General features: G+C 37.1%; 17 protein-coding genes and 1 riboswitch. Of the genes, 7 read left to right on the forward strand and 10 right to left on the reverse strand.

Annotated elements, in window-relative coordinates; all coding sequences use genetic code 11:
* Positions 1–107: 107 nt before the first annotated feature.
* Entirely contained in the window at positions 108–1025 is a 918-nt protein-coding gene (locus tag LCP48_RS19970) for a YihY/virulence factor BrkB family protein (RefSeq protein WP_004225576.1), read from the reverse strand.
* 22 nt (positions 1026–1047) lie between these two features.
* Complete coding sequence (locus LCP48_RS19975; protein ID WP_004225578.1) at positions 1048–1374, reverse strand: hypothetical protein; 327 nt, start codon at positions 1372–1374, stop codon at positions 1048–1050.
* 176 nt (positions 1375–1550) lie between these two features.
* Between LCP48_RS19975 and LCP48_RS19980 the strand changes: the two genes are divergently transcribed.
* Positions 1551–1772, forward strand: a complete 222-nt coding sequence (locus tag LCP48_RS19980; RefSeq protein ID WP_004225580.1) for a DUF1128 domain-containing protein — start codon at positions 1551–1553, stop codon at positions 1770–1772.
* A gap of 66 nt (positions 1773–1838) precedes the next feature.
* On the opposite strand, the gene motB is transcribed toward LCP48_RS19980, so the two are convergent.
* Both motB and motA read right to left on the reverse strand, forming a co-directional pair.
* On the reverse strand, positions 1839–2591 hold the full coding sequence (motB, locus tag LCP48_RS19985; RefSeq protein WP_004225581.1) for a flagellar motor protein MotB: 753 nt from the start codon (positions 2589–2591) through the stop codon (positions 1839–1841).
* The gene (gene motA, locus LCP48_RS19990; protein ID WP_004225583.1) at positions 2575–3378 is read right to left on the reverse strand and encodes a flagellar motor stator protein MotA; all 804 of its coding nucleotides are present in this window, start codon (positions 3376–3378) and stop codon (positions 2575–2577) included. Before motA ends, motB begins: the two co-directional genes overlap by 17 nt.
* Positions 3379–3569: 191 nt before the next feature.
* On the opposite strand from motA, the gene LCP48_RS19995 reads away from it, so the two are divergent.
* The 3 genes from LCP48_RS19995 (at position 3570) to LCP48_RS20000 (ending at position 5829) form a co-directional block, all read left to right on the forward strand.
* Entirely contained in the window at positions 3570–4811 is a 1242-nt protein-coding gene (locus tag LCP48_RS19995; protein ID WP_036219266.1) for an aminopeptidase, read from the forward strand.
* A gap of 140 nt (positions 4812–4951) precedes the next feature.
* Positions 4952–5086 (forward strand): hypothetical protein, encoded by a 135-nt coding sequence (locus tag LCP48_RS23385; protein WP_004225590.1) that lies wholly within the window; start codon positions 4952–4954, stop codon positions 5084–5086.
* A gap of 179 nt (positions 5087–5265) precedes the next feature.
* Entirely contained in the window at positions 5266–5829 is a 564-nt protein-coding gene (locus tag LCP48_RS20000) for a beta-class carbonic anhydrase (RefSeq protein ID WP_004225593.1), read from the forward strand.
* A 73-nt stretch (positions 5830–5902) separates the two neighbouring features.
* Here the strand turns inward: LCP48_RS20000 and LCP48_RS20005 are convergent, their stop codons facing one another.
* Together LCP48_RS20005 and LCP48_RS20010 are read right to left on the reverse strand one after the other, a co-directional pair.
* Positions 5903–6490, reverse strand: a complete 588-nt coding sequence (locus LCP48_RS20005) for a GNAT family N-acetyltransferase (protein WP_004225594.1) — start codon at positions 6488–6490, stop codon at positions 5903–5905.
* 147 nt (positions 6491–6637) lie between these two features.
* Positions 6638–7462, reverse strand: coding sequence for a polyphosphate kinase 2 family protein (locus LCP48_RS20010; RefSeq protein ID WP_004225596.1), 825 nt, complete (start codon positions 7460–7462; stop codon positions 6638–6640).
* A gap of 199 nt (positions 7463–7661) precedes the next feature.
* On the opposite strand from LCP48_RS20010, the gene LCP48_RS20015 reads away from it, so the two are divergent.
* Positions 7662–8375: a hypothetical protein gene (locus tag LCP48_RS20015; protein ID WP_004225598.1), complete on the forward strand. Its 714-nt coding sequence runs from the start codon at positions 7662–7664 to the stop codon at positions 8373–8375.
* Between the two features lie 29 nt (positions 8376–8404).
* Here the strand turns inward: LCP48_RS20015 and map are convergent, their stop codons facing one another.
* Complete coding sequence (map, locus tag LCP48_RS20020) at positions 8405–9160, reverse strand: type I methionyl aminopeptidase (RefSeq protein WP_004225600.1); 756 nt, start codon at positions 9158–9160, stop codon at positions 8405–8407.
* Between the two features lie 162 nt (positions 9161–9322).
* Complete coding sequence (gene thiT / locus LCP48_RS20025; protein ID WP_009371558.1) at positions 9323–9883, reverse strand: energy-coupled thiamine transporter ThiT; 561 nt, start codon at positions 9881–9883, stop codon at positions 9323–9325.
* Between the two features lie 134 nt (positions 9884–10017).
* Positions 10018–10125, reverse strand: a riboswitch (TPP riboswitch).
* A 125-nt stretch (positions 10126–10250) separates the two neighbouring features.
* Between thiT and LCP48_RS20030 the strand changes: the two genes are divergently transcribed.
* Both LCP48_RS20030 and LCP48_RS23390 read left to right on the forward strand, forming a co-directional pair.
* Positions 10251–10574, forward strand: coding sequence for a magnetosome magnetite crystal formation protein family (locus LCP48_RS20030; RefSeq protein WP_009371560.1), 324 nt, complete (start codon positions 10251–10253; stop codon positions 10572–10574).
* Positions 10575–10629: 55 nt separating this feature from the next.
* Positions 10630–10752, forward strand: coding sequence for a hypothetical protein (locus tag LCP48_RS23390; protein WP_004225603.1), 123 nt, complete (start codon positions 10630–10632; stop codon positions 10750–10752).
* A 40-nt stretch (positions 10753–10792) separates the two neighbouring features.
* On the opposite strand, the gene LCP48_RS20035 is transcribed toward LCP48_RS23390, so the two are convergent.
* Positions 10793–13873 (reverse strand): AAA family ATPase, encoded by a 3081-nt coding sequence (locus LCP48_RS20035; protein WP_004225604.1) that lies wholly within the window; start codon positions 13871–13873, stop codon positions 10793–10795.
* A complete protein-coding gene (locus LCP48_RS20040) occupies positions 13870–15027 on the reverse strand; it encodes an exonuclease SbcCD subunit D (protein ID WP_009371561.1) in 1158 nt (385 codons plus the stop codon). The genes LCP48_RS20035 and LCP48_RS20040 overlap by 4 nt, the downstream gene beginning before the upstream one ends.
* Positions 15028–15150 lie beyond the last annotated feature (123 nt).

Below are 15150 nucleotides of genomic sequence, written 5' to 3' on the forward strand. Positions count from 1 at the left end.
GGCTTTTATTGAGGAATTGATGGATTTAATCAGCTAAAATCAAGTAAAAATAGCCTCGCTACTCTTTAGGAGTTTAGCGAGGCTATTTTTAATGAATGATCATTTCCTTATCGACGAATTTCCTTTTGAAGTGCTCTTTTCTGCATTGTAGCATTTAATACGCCACCAAAGATTAAAATGATTCCCGTAAAATATAACCAGAGCATTAAAATAATGACGCCACCAATACTACCGTATGTAGCAGAATAATTTGCAAAATTATTAATATAAAAAGAGAAACCATATGTGACTGCTAACCAAGCAAGCGTGGCAAATAACGCTCCTGGCCATACGCCCATTATTTTCAAACGAGGACTTGTATTTGGCACAAACCAGTAGATGCCCATTAATACGATGAAAATCAATAATGGCGGGATTGACCATCTTAATCTATGCCAAACTGATTCAAATTGCTCCTCTATTCCGACGATTGAGAATAGGAAATGTCCAATTTGCTGACCAAAGACCGGTAATAAGAGCGCAACGGCAATAACAATAACGAGAGCGATTGTAAAAACAAGTGATAAACCCCTATCTAATATGCCTGCTCTCCCTTCTGTATCATAGGCTTTATTTAACGCACGAAGTAATGCATTAATGCCTTTAGATGCAGACCAAATAGTACCTAAAACCCCAATGGACAGTAAACTACTGTTGCGATTTGTTAAAATCTCATTCAGTGTATTTTCAATAAGCTTATACACTTCATCAGGTAAGATATTCACTAAAAATGAATAGACCTGAGTGGTTTCTAAGTTAAGATATGGTAATAGTGTCACTAAGAAAATAAGTAAGGGGAAGAACGATAGTAAAAAGAAATAAGCCAATTGTGCAGCAAGCGCAGATATTTCAACTCGCTTGAGCCGACCTATTAAATCTTGGATAAAGCCTTTGGATGTCATAATATCAATCGCTCCCTCCTCTGGAGAGACAAACGATTTTACAAACCCAAAAGCGTTATGCAATGTTGCTTTATTCTTTTCCATACAATTCCTCCTAAAACGACCTTTACTCCTTATGAGGCAAAGTAAAGGCTGATTTCGTATCTTCAATCATTCCCTGTATCGTGGAAGGTAAATCCTTAAATTCATCCACCTTTTCAGCAATAGTGTTGACATTATCTGACACACTCTCACAAAGCACCTTTGCCGCGAGTACCTTTTCCTCTACCAAAACCTGCAATTCTTCTCGATTTGCTGCATAATATGAGACGGCTTCCTTCATCTTTTTAGTTGAGGCAATTGTTTTTTCTCGTGTAGCGCGATCTAACATACTTAATGCTGCTCCTACTGCTGCTCCTGCTACAATAGATGCTAATAATTTACTTTGACCCATATTAAAACCCCCTGCTTGATAGTTGTATATTCCCTATTATTTCATAAATAAACAGTCTTCTGCACTTATTCTACCCAATAACAGTCTATTTTTAAAGCAATGCCCAAATACGGAGTTGACATTTTTTTTATTCAATGAAATGATATGTGCGAGGATTACGAAAGGTAGGGTAAAAAATGGATTTATCAGTTCCATCTAAAGAAAACGTTATGTATATGGTTGATCAAATGAAGGACAAGCTTCGTATGGTGAATGTCGATGCAATGAAATCAGAAAACTTCGATGAAGCAAATTATGAAGATTTAGTGTATCTATATGAAATGGTTATGAAAAGAGAAACTTTTAGTCCAAGTGAAATGCAAGCGATTGTTGCTGAATTAGGATCTTTACGAAAATAGGTAAAACGAAAAGCTATTAGCCTAAGACATTTGTCTGCTGCTAATAGCTTTTTATTACTGTGTACTCTAAGTTTCTGAACCATCCTCAGTAACTAATGGTTGAATTAATACTTCTACACGACGATTCTTCGCACGTCCTTCGGCTGTGTCATTTGGTGCAATTGCACGATACTCACCGTTTCCTTTTGCACTAAAGCGCGTAGGATCTAATTTGTCATTACTTTCAATAAGCAGTTCTAAAAATTTAGTTGCACGCATTACAGATAACTGAAAATTCGATGTAAAATTCGGACCTGCTGGCACATTATCTGTATGACCTGTGATGACAATATTTCGAGCTGGATCAGATTCCAGCATAGTTGATAGCTCTTTGGCAATAGGGACGTACTCAGGTTTAACTGTTGCCTGCCCTGGGTCAAATAAAATACTATCGCGGATTGTTACAAGCAACCCTTCATCCGTCATTTCTGTGGCAAACTGATCTTCCATTTCATTTACTGCAATAAAATTATCCACACTATCTTTTATTTCAGCTAACTCCTGTTGATCCTTTAAATAGGCAGAATTTTGCTGTGGCGTTTGGTCGCTATCTGCATTCGGAGTAGGCACTGGTGCAGGTTGCTCTAGAAAACTAGTTCCACCATCAAAGACTTGATTAAAAACTGCCGACATTCTTTCTAGCTTTTCTTGATCGACTGAACTTGAGGCAAACAAAATAATGAATACGGCTAGAAGCAAAGTTAAAATGTCTGCGTATGGCACTAACCAAGATTCATCAATATGTTCATCATGCTTTTTTTTCTTAGCTTTCTTTGCCAAGGCCACCCGCCCCGCTTTCACCAGAAATTTGACGACGTTCTTCCATCGTTAAGTATGATGATAGTTTCTGTTCAATTACACGTGGAGCCTCCCCTTCTAATACTGAAAGGATACCCTCAATCATCATTCTTTTTTGTTTTACCTCTAAAGCAGATTTACGTTTTAGCTTGTTCGCAAATGGATGCCATAAAACATACCCTGTAAAGATACCGAGTAATGTAGCCATGAAGGCAGCTGAAATAGCATGTCCTAGCTTTTCGATATCATTCATATCAGCCAATGCGGCGATTAACCCAACTACTGCACCAAGAACCCCTAAAGTAGGTGCATATGTACCTGCTTGTGTAAAAATAGCTGCTCCACTAGTATGACGTTCTTCCATCGCTTCTACTTCTTCTGTTAAGACATCACGTATGTAGTCAGCATTTTGACCATCAATTGCTAATGTAAGGCCATTTTTTAAAAATGGATCTTCAATCTCTGAGGCCTTACTTTCAAGTGCTAATAGCCCTTCACGACGAGCTAGGTCAGCCCATTGTGAAAACATTTTAATAATCTCTATATCATTTGCTAATTTTGTTTCTTTAAAAAGAATTTTAAATAGCTTCGGCACACGCTTTAACTCCTGCATAGGAAAGGCAATTGTTACTGCGGAAATAGTACCAAAAATGATAATTAGGATAGCTGCAGGGTTATAAAATGCTGATAAACTTACACCCTTCATTACCATCCCTGTTAATAGTGCTACTAAAGCAAGTATTAACCCTATAATTGACGACTTATCCATTCTAGAACCTCCAAATCTACTATCTAATGTTATTTCGTCTTTTTTTCCATATTTTAAATATATATATTCCTAGTATAAATGTATTTCATATATTTTTCGATGTAATTAATGCTTTTTATTCACATTTCGACCATTTTTGATTATATTGAATTAAGAATATTACACTTAACTGTCTTAAATTGAAAGGGGATATGATTTTGTTATTATCGTTTGACACAAAATTACTAAAATATGCCGAGTTAGCGGTGAAAGTAGGAGTAAATATCCAAAAAGATCAGTATCTTTATATAAGCTGTTCGACTGATAACCTAAAACTCGCACAAATAATTACTAAAATTGCCTATAAAAATGGTGCAAAACAAGTTTTTGTCGATATATCCGATGATGAACTTGTACGTGCTCGCTATGAAGGGGCACCAAAAGACTCATTTGATTTCTTCCCACCTTGGAAAGTGCAGGAACGTGAATGGTTAGCTGAACATGGTGCTGCTTTCTTAAGCATTAGCTCACAAAATCCTGATTTATTAAAAGGTATTGAGCGTGATAGAATCATGGCATTCCAAAAAGCATCTGGCCAAGCACTTGCCAACTATTATCAATGGTTACAAGCAGATAAGTTTAGCTGGTCTGTCATTGCTGCTCCATCTAAAGCTTGGGCAGCAAAGGTCTTTCCTCACCTTCCAGAAGAACAGCAAATGGATGCATTATGGGAAGCTATCTTTGCAGCCACACGTATAGACGTTGAAAATCCTGTTGAAGCTTGGCATGCCCATGATCAGGAATTACACAGCAAAGCTGATTATTTAAATGCAAAGCAATTTAAGTCACTACACTATACTGCGCCAGGCACAGATTTAACAATTGAGCTGCCTCCACACCATGTGTGGACAGGGGGTAGTAGCATAAGTACACAAGGCCAAACATTTATGGCCAATATGCCAACTGAAGAAATTTTTACAGCACCGCTAAAAACAGGTGTGAATGGTTATGTATCAAGCACTAAGCCTTTAAGCTATGGCGGCAATATTATAGATAATTTCACATTAACATTTAAAGATGGTCGAATCATTGACGTCAAGGCGGAGCAAGGCCAAGAAATTTTAGCTTCTCTTATTGAAACAGATGAAGGTGCTCATTACCTTGGTGAAATAGCATTAGTACCACATCAATCACCTATTTCACAATCCGACCTATTATTTTACAATACATTGTTTGATGAAAATGCATCCAATCATTTTGCCATTGGTAGTGCCTATGCTTTTTGCATTGAGGGCGGCAAAGAAATGACTTCTGAGGAACTAAGTGCGTATGGTCTCAATCAAAGCTTGACACATGTAGACTTTATGATTGGCTCTACCGAAATGAATATAGATGGAATAACACATGATGATCAAATAGACCCAATATTCCGTGATGGAAATTGGGCATTCTAAATAATCCATTCCTACTAATAGTATTCTAGGCTAAGTATGTTAAGGTTGTCATAAATTATCCTTAGATTTTCCTAGTAACCTATTGTATAATTGTTTTAGGGAATTTTAGTAGATCATTTAAGTAGAGAGGAGCTCTAATAATGTTCATTACAACTGTTCTTGGCTTTTCAGCAGTTTTATTAATTTCAACGGGATTCTTCATCCACTACCTACAAGTTGGTTTAGATAGCAAGTCTTCAGTAACTGTAGATCCAAAGCCAAACGAAAAATTTTAATGTGTAAAAAACAGCTACTATTATAGGTAGCTGTTTTTTTATAGCTTACAAGTTATTTCATCTACTAAAGCGTATGAAACTGCTCCTTTATTGTAAAAATTATCTGAATAAAGTCTTTATTGTTTGCATATTGAAAATTTTGCTCTACAATATTTTTTGTAAGGAAGGGAGCAATATTCATGACAATGTTACAAGATATTCTAGAATTTAACAAAGAGTTTGTACAAGAAAAAAAATATGAGCCATTCATCACTACGAAATATCCTGATAAACGTATTGTTGTTTTATCTTGTATGGATACTCGTCTTGTAGAGCTTTTACCAAAAGCGATGAATTTGCGTAATGGCGATGTAAAAATAGTGAAAAGTGCTGGTGCGTTAGTGAGCCATCCTTTCGGTGCAGTTATGCGTAGTTTATTAGTTGCTGTCTATGGCCTACAAGCTGATGAAGTATATGTTGTTGGTCATTATGACTGTGGTATGAGCGCGGTTGATCCTGATGCCATGCTTAGCGAAATGGTACAACGAGGCATCGATCCAGAAACAATTAAAATGTTGGAATATTCTGGTTTTGATTTAAAGGAATTTTTACGAGGTTTCGGTGATGTAGCAACAAGTGTTAAGAAAAGTGTCGATACAATTCGTAATCACCCCTTAATGGTAAAAGACGTACCTGTTCATGGTTTAATAATTGATCCAAATACAGGTCATCTAGATTTAATTGAAGATGGAAATAAACAATAAAAATTATTTCTTGATACATTAATAAAAGAACAAGTGCCTATCCTCACTATGTGGAAGATAGGCACTTATTATTCTATTCATCCTCTAAACGTGCATACATATAGTGATCTATCCAATGACCATTGATATACAGTAGCTTTCTTAGCAGACCCTCCTGCTGGAATCCAGCCTTCTCTAATACACGCATGGAGGCAGTATTTTGTGTCGATACATAGGCCTCTACACGATGTAGACCAATTTGTTCAAATGCAAATCGGACCACCATATTCACAGCTTCTGTGACAATGCCCTTTCCAACATAAATCTCATCCATCGCATAGCCAACAAATGCACTCGAGTACGGTAAGCGTTTGACAGCATAAAGTGCAATATGCCCTATTAGATTATTTGTACCATGCTCAAAAATACCAAAAGTAAATTCACGCTTTGACTCCATTAAATAGAGACTTTCTTGAATTTTTTTGTATTGAGCATCGACTGTATAGTATTCAGGTCTTTGCAGTGGCTCATAAATAGACCAAAAGTATTTATTACGGCTTACGAGGCCCATTAAACTTCGTGCATCTTTTTCTTGGAATGTGCGGATGTAGCATTTTTCCCCCTTTATTGTTACCACATTCCCACCCTTTTTTCTTAATAGATTCCAAATTTTAAGCACCATTTCTCCACACTAGCCTTCCAATAAAAATCAATACATTTCTCTTTGTTACATTGGCTATAAACCCTATTTATATTTCATTGTATGTAAAAAAACAGGCTGCTACAACCAAAACAGCTTATGTCTTATTGTCATAGCAGCACAATTTAATTATTTAGTTTTTTGTTCTTTCTTTTTCTCGTTTACTATTTCTAAGCTGGAAGAATCAGCATCTTCTAGTTGTGTATTGTCTAACACATTTGTTAAATGAAGACCACGTCTTTGAGCCTCTCGTTCAATGTGTGCAATAGTTTCCTGTAGCACCTGAACACGTGCATACTTTTTGTCATCTCCAGCGACTAAGATCCATGGTGCATCTTTTTTATCTGTCTTTTCAAACATCGCATTTGCTGCATCAATATACTGAGGTGTTTTATCTCGATTGCGCCAATCCTCGGCTGTTAACTTCCAAGATTTGTAAGGGTTTTGTTCACGTTCTTTAAAGCGTTTTAATTGCTCCTCATCTGAAACATGAAGCCAGAACTTAATAATTATGTAATCTCCTGCAGTTAAAATCTTCTCGAAATTATTAATTTCTTCATAAGCACGAGACCATTCATCCTTTGTTGCGAATCCTTCGATGCGTTCTACTAATACGCGACCATACCACGAGCGATCAAAAATAGCGATTTGCCCATGTTGAGGCAATTTTCTCCAAAACCGTTGTAAATAATTGTAGCGTAATTCATGAGCTTGAGGGGCAGAAATAGGATGTACAACATAACCGCGGGGATCGACACGTTCGATTAATCGTTTTATAGCGCCACCTTTACCAGCCGCATCCATTCCTTCGAATACCAAGATCAAGCCAATCTTGTTTTTTAATAAAAATTGTTGTGCATTCAACATTTCATATTGGAGTACTTTTAATTTCTTTTTATACATCTTTTTGTCTAGTTCAACAGTTAGATCTAGATTCTTCAAATTTTGTGTCATGAAACTTCACTCCTTTTATTTGGCTATTCTTATTGTACTAAAGAAATATATGGATGCCTATCAGACATGGTAAATTGTAGGTATTATTAGTAAAACAACACGATACATTGTTGGAAATTTCCGTTATAATAAAAAAAGTGACAGTACTATACTTATTTGTCTTTTCCCTATACAATCTAACACGAAGGGAGAGGAAAACATGCCTCGGTTTATCATGATGACAATCTCTTATATTGTCTCAATCATCCTAACCTTTTCATCCTTTTTCGTGAACATCAACGGTCAATCTTCGCTAGAAATCGCTAATCGTTTTTCTGTAGTATTTGCACCAGTTAGTGTAAGTCATGTAATTTGGATTATCATTTATTTTTTACTCGGTTATTGGTTAGTTATGAACATAAAAAAGACAACTTTGAAACAGTCTGCGCTTTTTAGTTGCATAAATATATTACAAGCATTAATGATATATGTCTGGCACCATGAGTTATTTATTGTTTCTCTTGGCATTACATTACTCTTAGTCTTGTATTTGTTTATGTTGTATAATACGTACCCTCTTCAGAACAAATCCTTGTTTGGTCGTATTCCTTTCTCTATTTATTTAGCATGGATGACATTTATTTTTATCACAAATACAAGCTTTACGTTAACGGCTTATGGTTGGAACGGCTTTGGTCTTAGTACGCCTCTTTGGGCAGTGATTTTACTTACTTTAGGAGGAGCCATTGCGCTACATATCCGTTTCCATCACTTTGATGTTATGTATCCAAGTGTTTTTATTTGGGCTTATATTGGAATCGCCATACATAATGGTTTTGATGAGCTACTTGTCACTACAGCCGCTTTATTTTTATGCGGTGTTCTCTTTGTTGGCATTTTATTTATTAAAAAAAATCCTGCCTACCAAAAATAATTTGGTTAGCAGGATTTTTTCATTGCATCCTATTCTTCGTCTAATGACGTTAAGATAATTGGTTTATCTTTTGTTACAATGACTGAATGTTCGATTTGAGCTACAAGTGATTTATCAGGCGTCACGAATGTCCAACCATCACCTGCTTCTACGATATGCTCTGCATTTGCTGAGATAAATGGCTCAACCGCAAGGACCATACCTTCTTTCATAATAGTAGAATCCCATGCATCGTAATAATTTAAAATATGGTTTGGTTCATCATGTAAAGATTGACCTAAGCCATGACCTGTTAAATTCATAATAACAGTTAACCCATTAGCATTTGCCTCGCGTTCAACAGCTTTACCAATTTGATTTAATTTAGATCCAGCCTTTACTTTTGTCATTGCTCGATCAAAGGCACTTTTAGCAACACGGCAAAGCTTTTCTTTGTCCTCATAGCCATCACCCACAACAAATGAAATACCTGTGTCAGCAAAATAGCCATTTAAAGAGCCAGAAACATCAATATTTACGATATCTCCTTCTTGAATAACACGCTTTCCTGGAATACCATGTGCTACTTCTTCATTGACACTAATACATGTATACCCTGGAAAATCATATTCTCCCTTTGGTCCTGAAATAGCGCCAGCCTCTGCAAACATGCGACCAGCAATTTCATCAAGCTCAAGTGTTGTAACTCCTGGCTTTGTTGCAGCTTTCATCGCTTCACGAATTTCAGCACAAATGCGTCCTATTTTTTTAAAAGCTTCAATCTCTTCTTGCGTTTTTACAATCATGTATAACGTCCCTTTCATCTATTATCTATTCTTTAATATAACATAACTTTTTATGGGTATAACGATAAACGCTTTAAATATTGTATGCTTTCCTACTTTGCAAAGTGCTAAAAGAGCTATTCACGATAAAAAAGTCCCTCCACTCACGTGAAGGGACTAGCATTAAGCTTTTCTTTGCATTAATTGTGGAGCGGCTGTGAATAAAAGAACACCAACGATCGCCGTTAAAATGGTTGCTGGTAGCATATATGTACCATTGTAGATGATGGAATAGATCCATGCATTTTGGTCACCCGCATATTCGGCAAAAAATACCGCACCAGCAATTGTATGTGCTGTGTATCGTAAGAAGCCTGCGAAAACGGTACCTATGATTATATAAAGTGCCATTTTTGTTTTGTTCATATGTTTAGCAGCGTCTAACACTGGTCCACGTACAACCGCCGCTAATCCTACAACAGTAAAAGCAACGCCATAATCCAGGAATCCTTGTAGCCAATGCACAATCGTAGCACCAAACATGGTTTGCATTACACCTACGAGTAATCCAGTTGTTAGCCCAGCTACTAAGCCCCAGCGAAATGCTATTAACATAATTGGTACCATAACAAGACTAACTGAGCCGCCTTGTGCCCATACTTTAAAGGAAACCTGATCCAGTACGAGACCAATCGCTGCAAAAATCGCAATCTCCACTAGCATTAATAGTCTTTTTTTGTCCATACATATTCTCTCCTTTGTTCCGATGTAGGATACAAGAGCAGGAATAGAAAAGCGCTGATATGTCTCTTTCTGACACCTTTTTTCCTTTAAGGACGAAAAAACGATGTCAGGACAGAGCCTCACATCGTACAAGTGTCGGTTTCTATCCACATCCCTACGCAAGCATTAACTTACAGGTTCGAAGAGTCAAGGCATTACGTGCCCAGTCTCAGCTGACATCATCAGCTCCCCTTGTGGTCGTTACATCTGAATTTATTTGAACAATCTCATTGTACGCAAAGGATTGAAGGATTACAACCTTCCATACATCATTTTTTTGAAACTTTGCTGTTTTTCATGCGTAAATATTTAAAAAGGAGGTACAACTATGGAGAATCAAAAAATTTTAGCTGCCTTTAGTTATCTTAGTATTTTCTTCGCCCCTTTTATCGTTCCATTAATTGTATATTTCGTGACAAAAGACAGTGATGTAAAAAGCCATTCGATTCGTGCACTTGTCTCTCATTTAATACCTTTTGTTTTTGGCATTCTATTCTTTATTGTCTTTGTTTTTTCTACATTTAGTTTAGATCCAACCTCCAATAACAAGACGGTGATGATTATTTGGTTTGCTTCATTCGCCATCTATGCCCTCGTCTCACTCGGTATTGTGATTTGGAATATAATTCAGGCTGTTCGTGTTATCCGTTAATGTTTTATTTTTAAGAGAAACAGGTAGTAGTAATTGTAAAAGGAGCTGTTTTGGGATGAAAGTATCAAACGTTGTAAAAACTGCCGTTAAGTTAGCACCTATTGTTATTCCTATCGTAAAAAAAGTAATGGCTGCAAAAAAGGGCACAACGCCTACAACCACAACCCGAAAAAAATAAAACGAAGGCGTATTCCTTTTAGAGGAAATACGCCTTCGTTTTATTTCACTTCAAAATGGGTTTGACTATGGCCATTTAATGTTTTTTCCACATGTAAAACTGCTGGCATCGCGGATTTCAATTCAGGCACATGCGAAATAACGCCAATCATACGACCAGAATCCTGCAAATCAATTAATGTATCGATTGCTTTATTTAGTGATTCCTCATCGAGCGAGCCAAAGCCCTCATCAATAAACATCGTTTCAATATGAATATTACCTTGGTAGCTTTGAATCACATCTGCCATCCCCAATGCAAGGCTCAACGAAGCATTAAATTTTTCGCCACCTGATAAAGTTTTGACATCTCGTAATTGATCTGTAAAAGCATCATAAACATCAAGACCAAGGCCACTTTGCTTCGCATGCTTTTCTAATCTATCTGAACGTCTAAGCTCAAATTGACCGTTTGATAAATGATACAGACGTATATTGGCAGCTTCTGTAATTTGATCTAAGTAGTTAATTTGTATATAACGCTCAAAGGATAGCTTTTTCGAGTTTTGTCCATTTAATAATCCATAGAGCTCCTTTACTCGCCCTGCTTCTTGTTCAAGTAAATGAAGCTCTTTCGCTATTTCTTCCACCTTTTCACTAAAGCCTTGGCATGCTTGTATAAAGCCATTCATCTGTTGCAAACGTTTAAATGCTTCCTCATAGGAAACTCGATGCTGTTCTACTCTTGCTTCCATTGCCTCTAAATCTTGCTTCTCTTTCCCTTGAAGATAGGTAGCCCCTTCGGTAATCTGGATTTGCAACGTGTGCACTTGTAAAGTATAGTCACTGCATGCTTTTCGAAGTGCATCTAATTGTATGGCACTCCGTTTAGCAGTAGCATAAGCCTCATAGCTTTCGAACCCTAATTCTTGCATATTTGCTGTAAATTGCTGAAGCTTTTCATTCATTTTAAGCTGTAATTCCTCAAAGGACTGTTTGGCAATTTCTACAGTTAGTGTTGCATTGCTAGCCGTTTCCTTTGCTGCATGCAAATTTTCTTGACTCACTTGCCAACTTTTTTGAAGCTCTTCTTTCTGTTTGCTAACTTCATTAAGTTGTTGCTTTAATTGCTGTAAAGTTGGTAAATTAGGGGGCATCTGCTTAAGTTGTTCGTCTACAACCGCTTGTAATTTTGTCCATTCTTTTATCTGTTCTGCTAAATATTGCTCTAGCTTCATATGTTTATTTCGTAGCTGTTCTATTCGATCATGCTGATGCTTTATTTTCAATCGCACATCAGCTAATTGATGTTGAATAATTTTTAATGCAGCAATCTCTTGTTCCACTTCATGTAAAGTAGCGGTGATCTGTGATTGGTCTTCTTGTTTAATATGCTGCGCCTCAAGTTGTTGCCATGTATCTTGAAGAAGTTGCTGCGCTGATGCTAAAAATGCCTCTTTCTCTAAATACTTACGCTCGTCTGATGATGCCTTCGCTCTTAATGCTTCCACTTGAGCAAGCTCAATAACTTCCAGTTGCTCATTGTGTGCTTTCTGATGTGTCATACTACCACAAACAGGACAGGGTTCTCCTTCCTTCAGTTGTTCTGCTAAAATACTAGCTTGACTCGTCAGCCATCGTTGCTGCAAAAGTTGAAGAGCCTCTTTACTTTCTTGATAGAGACTGTCTAAAGCAACTACATCCTGCTTAGCTAACTCTACGGCATGTTCATATTTCTCCGCTTGCTTGATTAAAGCAACTTGTTCCCGTAGTTTCGGTAATTGGTCTAAATAGCTTTCATAGGGTTCAACCTGTTTTTCATAGCCTTCTAACGATCGAGAAAAATGCTGGAATTGCTCTTGTTCATTTTCCAAAAGTTTGAGGTTATCATTTACTGCTCGTTTTGCATTTTCAGCATATTGCTCTGCTATTTGCAGCTGTTGTATATTGTTTTCATAGGCTTCAAATTTCGGCAATAGCGCTAGCATCTGCATTTCCTGCTGTAAGATTTGCTGTCGTTCAGATTCTTTAGCCTGCTCCATCTCATATTTTTCTTGTGCTTCTTGCAACTTTTCTTGTGACTGCTGTTGCTTAACCTTTGCTTGTTGAAAAGCTAGTTTCTTTACATTCAGTTCAGCACGTAAATCCTTGCATTGTTGTTCGAGCAGCACAAGTCGCTCTGCTTGTTCTGCTAAAGCAATCTCCTTCTCCTTTGCTTGGTATAAATCCTGCTGCTGTAAAAGCATTTGCAGCCGTTGCTGTCGATTAGCTTGTTCATCAAATTGCTCATTTAGCGTTTTTGCTAAGCGATAATATTCCTGCTCTTTTTGATGAAGGCTATATGCTTCTTCATAGTATGACTGTTCATCTTCTCCACATTTCTTATAGTAACTAAGCTCCTCATCAAGTGCCTCTGTTAGTTGATGTAAATTTTCCGTATTATCAGCAATCAATGTGAATAAAGCGGAAGAACGCTGTGGTAAGGCGCCCACAATTTGACCAAGTAAATGTTCTTTTAATTGTTTGGCACGTTCAAGATCACTTTCTGCTTCTTTACGCTTGGCATCAAGCTTTTTTGCCATGACACCGAAACGATCAGTTTTAAAGATTTTCCGTAAAATTACTTCTTTATTTGTTGAATCAGAGGTTAATAGTTTTCTAAATTCACCTTGAGGTAACATGACAATTTGGCTAAATTGATCTTTTGTGAGACCTATAATTTCCTGCAATTTCTTATCGACTTCAAGCGTTTGCTGTTTCTCTACAATGCTATAATCCAGCTTTCCCTCTTTTACTTCTGCTAACTCTATTTTCTTTCCAGTAACCGTTTTATTTTTTTCTTTAATATGACCTGGCTGTCGTACTATTTGATAGACTTTTCCATGCATTTCAAAGACGAGTTCTACAGCTGTATAAACTTCATCATGTGCAAAACCGCTTCTTAGTAAAGCTGTATCCTGTCGATCCTCCCCACTACCTGATCCGTAAAGAGCATAGCAAATAGCATCGAAAATGGTTGTTTTACCTGCACCCGTTTTTCCAGAAATGGCAAACAATCGATGCTCCCCTAGCTCTTGAAAATCAATTACTTCCGTGTCTTTATAGGGACCAAACGCAGTAATTGTTAACTTTAATGGCTTCATTTTACAGTCTCTCGCTCCTCATCTAATAACTCCTGTAACATCTCTGTGAATAGGCGTTCCGTATCTTCATCAGGCTGAATGCCAATAATATCAGTGAAGAATGAACGGAATAAATCAATATCCTCTAGTTTTTCAGCTTCTACTACTTGTAGTTCACGTGGCATATCTTGTCTTAGTACCTTCCGCTCCACATGCATAGCGTGCGGAAATACACTACGAATGCGTTCCATTGGTGAAGTCACAGATATTTTATCCGTCAATCTAACAAATACATAATCCTCACTTGGTGTGAAGGTTAATAACTCCTCTAATTGACCTTCTATTACTCGTAGATCTCTTCTTGGCACAAGCTTTCTTTTACTTACTGTGGTGTTACCTTGCTCGTCTAATTCGATGATTAAAAAACCTTTCTCATGTAAATGCTCAGATAACGAGTATTTTAAGATAGAGCCTGCATAGCGTATGGTTTCGTTTAAAACAAAATGTGCCTTATGTAAGTGCCCAAGAGCCGTGTAGTGAAAAGGTTTGAATAAAGCTGCATTCACACAATCTGAGCCTCCAATGGAAAGGGGTCGCTCGGAATCACTAGTATTTGCTTCCTCCTCACCATACTTCGTCACAAAGGCATGTCCAACAAAAACATGACGCTTACTTGTGTCCATGTCTTCTGTGATATGCTCAATAATTTTTCGCATGGCGTCTTGATGAGAACGGATTGACTCATCTTCAAAGATGTTGCGAATAGTAGCTGGCTCTGCATAGGGCACTAAATGAAAATGTACTTCTCCATGTTGATCATTCAAAACAATAGGTGCATGATTTTTTGTAAATTGGCCCTTAATATATAAACCACTATCACGCATTAAACGACTACCAAAATTTAAACGACCTGCACTATCATGATTTCCCGCCACTGCTAGAACAGGAATCTTCTTTTCTAATACTATTTTCGCTAATACATCATTTAGTAAATTAACTGCCTCAATAGGAGGCATTGAACGGTCATATAAATCACCTGCGATGATAATTACATCTGGTTTTTCCTCATCTATCGCTTGTATAAATTGTTGAAGAATATAATGTTGATCTTCTGTCATATAGACACCTTGAACAAGCTTTCCTAAATGCCAATCTGCTGTATGAAATATTTTCATTCTAGTACCTCCTAGTCTTCTCTATATTTTAGCATGACTATTCCCCATCTAGTGCATACTAAAGGTTTAGTAGTTCTAGCCAAAATTGGTTTTCATAGAAAAAAGCATCTTAATAGGTAAGAT

Source organism: Lysinibacillus capsici (assembly GCF_020217405.1).
GTDB classification, from domain to species: Bacteria; Bacillota; Bacilli; order Bacillales_A; family Planococcaceae; genus Lysinibacillus; species Lysinibacillus capsici.

Coding starts and splice junctions, on each gene's coding strand:
- LCP48_RS19980 (WP_004225580.1), top strand. CDS start 1,551: ATGGATTTATCAGTTCCATCTAAAGAAAACGTTATGTATATGGTTGAT.
- LCP48_RS19995 (WP_036219266.1), top strand. CDS start 3,570: ATGATTTTGTTATTATCGTTTGACACAAAATTACTAAAATATGCCGAG.
- LCP48_RS20015 (WP_004225598.1), top strand. CDS start 7,662: ATGCCTCGGTTTATCATGATGACAATCTCTTATATTGTCTCAATCATC.
- LCP48_RS19970 (WP_004225576.1), bottom strand. CDS start 1,025: ATGGAAAAGAATAAAGCAACATTGCATAACGCTTTTGGGTTTGTAAAA.
- LCP48_RS20005 (WP_004225594.1), bottom strand. CDS start 6,490: ATGGTGCTTAAAATTTGGAATCTATTAAGAAAAAAGGGTGGGAATGTG.
- LCP48_RS19975 (WP_004225578.1), bottom strand. CDS start 1,374: ATGGGTCAAAGTAAATTATTAGCATCTATTGTAGCAGGAGCAGCAGTA.
- map (WP_004225600.1), bottom strand. CDS start 9,160: ATGATTGTAAAAACGCAAGAAGAGATTGAAGCTTTTAAAAAAATAGGA.
- LCP48_RS20000 (WP_004225593.1), top strand. CDS start 5,266: ATGACAATGTTACAAGATATTCTAGAATTTAACAAAGAGTTTGTACAA.
- thiT (WP_009371558.1), bottom strand. CDS start 9,883: ATGGACAAAAAAAGACTATTAATGCTAGTGGAGATTGCGATTTTTGCA.
- LCP48_RS20010 (WP_004225596.1), bottom strand. CDS start 7,462: ATGACACAAAATTTGAAGAATCTAGATCTAACTGTTGAACTAGACAAA.
- LCP48_RS23385 (WP_004225590.1), top strand. CDS start 4,952: ATGTTCATTACAACTGTTCTTGGCTTTTCAGCAGTTTTATTAATTTCA.
- LCP48_RS20030 (WP_009371560.1), top strand. CDS start 10,251: ATGGAGAATCAAAAAATTTTAGCTGCCTTTAGTTATCTTAGTATTTTC.
- LCP48_RS23390 (WP_004225603.1), top strand. CDS start 10,630: ATGAAAGTATCAAACGTTGTAAAAACTGCCGTTAAGTTAGCACCTATT.
- LCP48_RS20035 (WP_004225604.1), bottom strand. CDS start 13,873: ATGAAGCCATTAAAGTTAACAATTACTGCGTTTGGTCCCTATAAAGAC.
- motA (WP_004225583.1), bottom strand. CDS start 3,378: ATGGATAAGTCGTCAATTATAGGGTTAATACTTGCTTTAGTAGCACTA.
- LCP48_RS20040 (WP_009371561.1), bottom strand. CDS start 15,027: ATGAAAATATTTCATACAGCAGATTGGCATTTAGGAAAGCTTGTTCAA.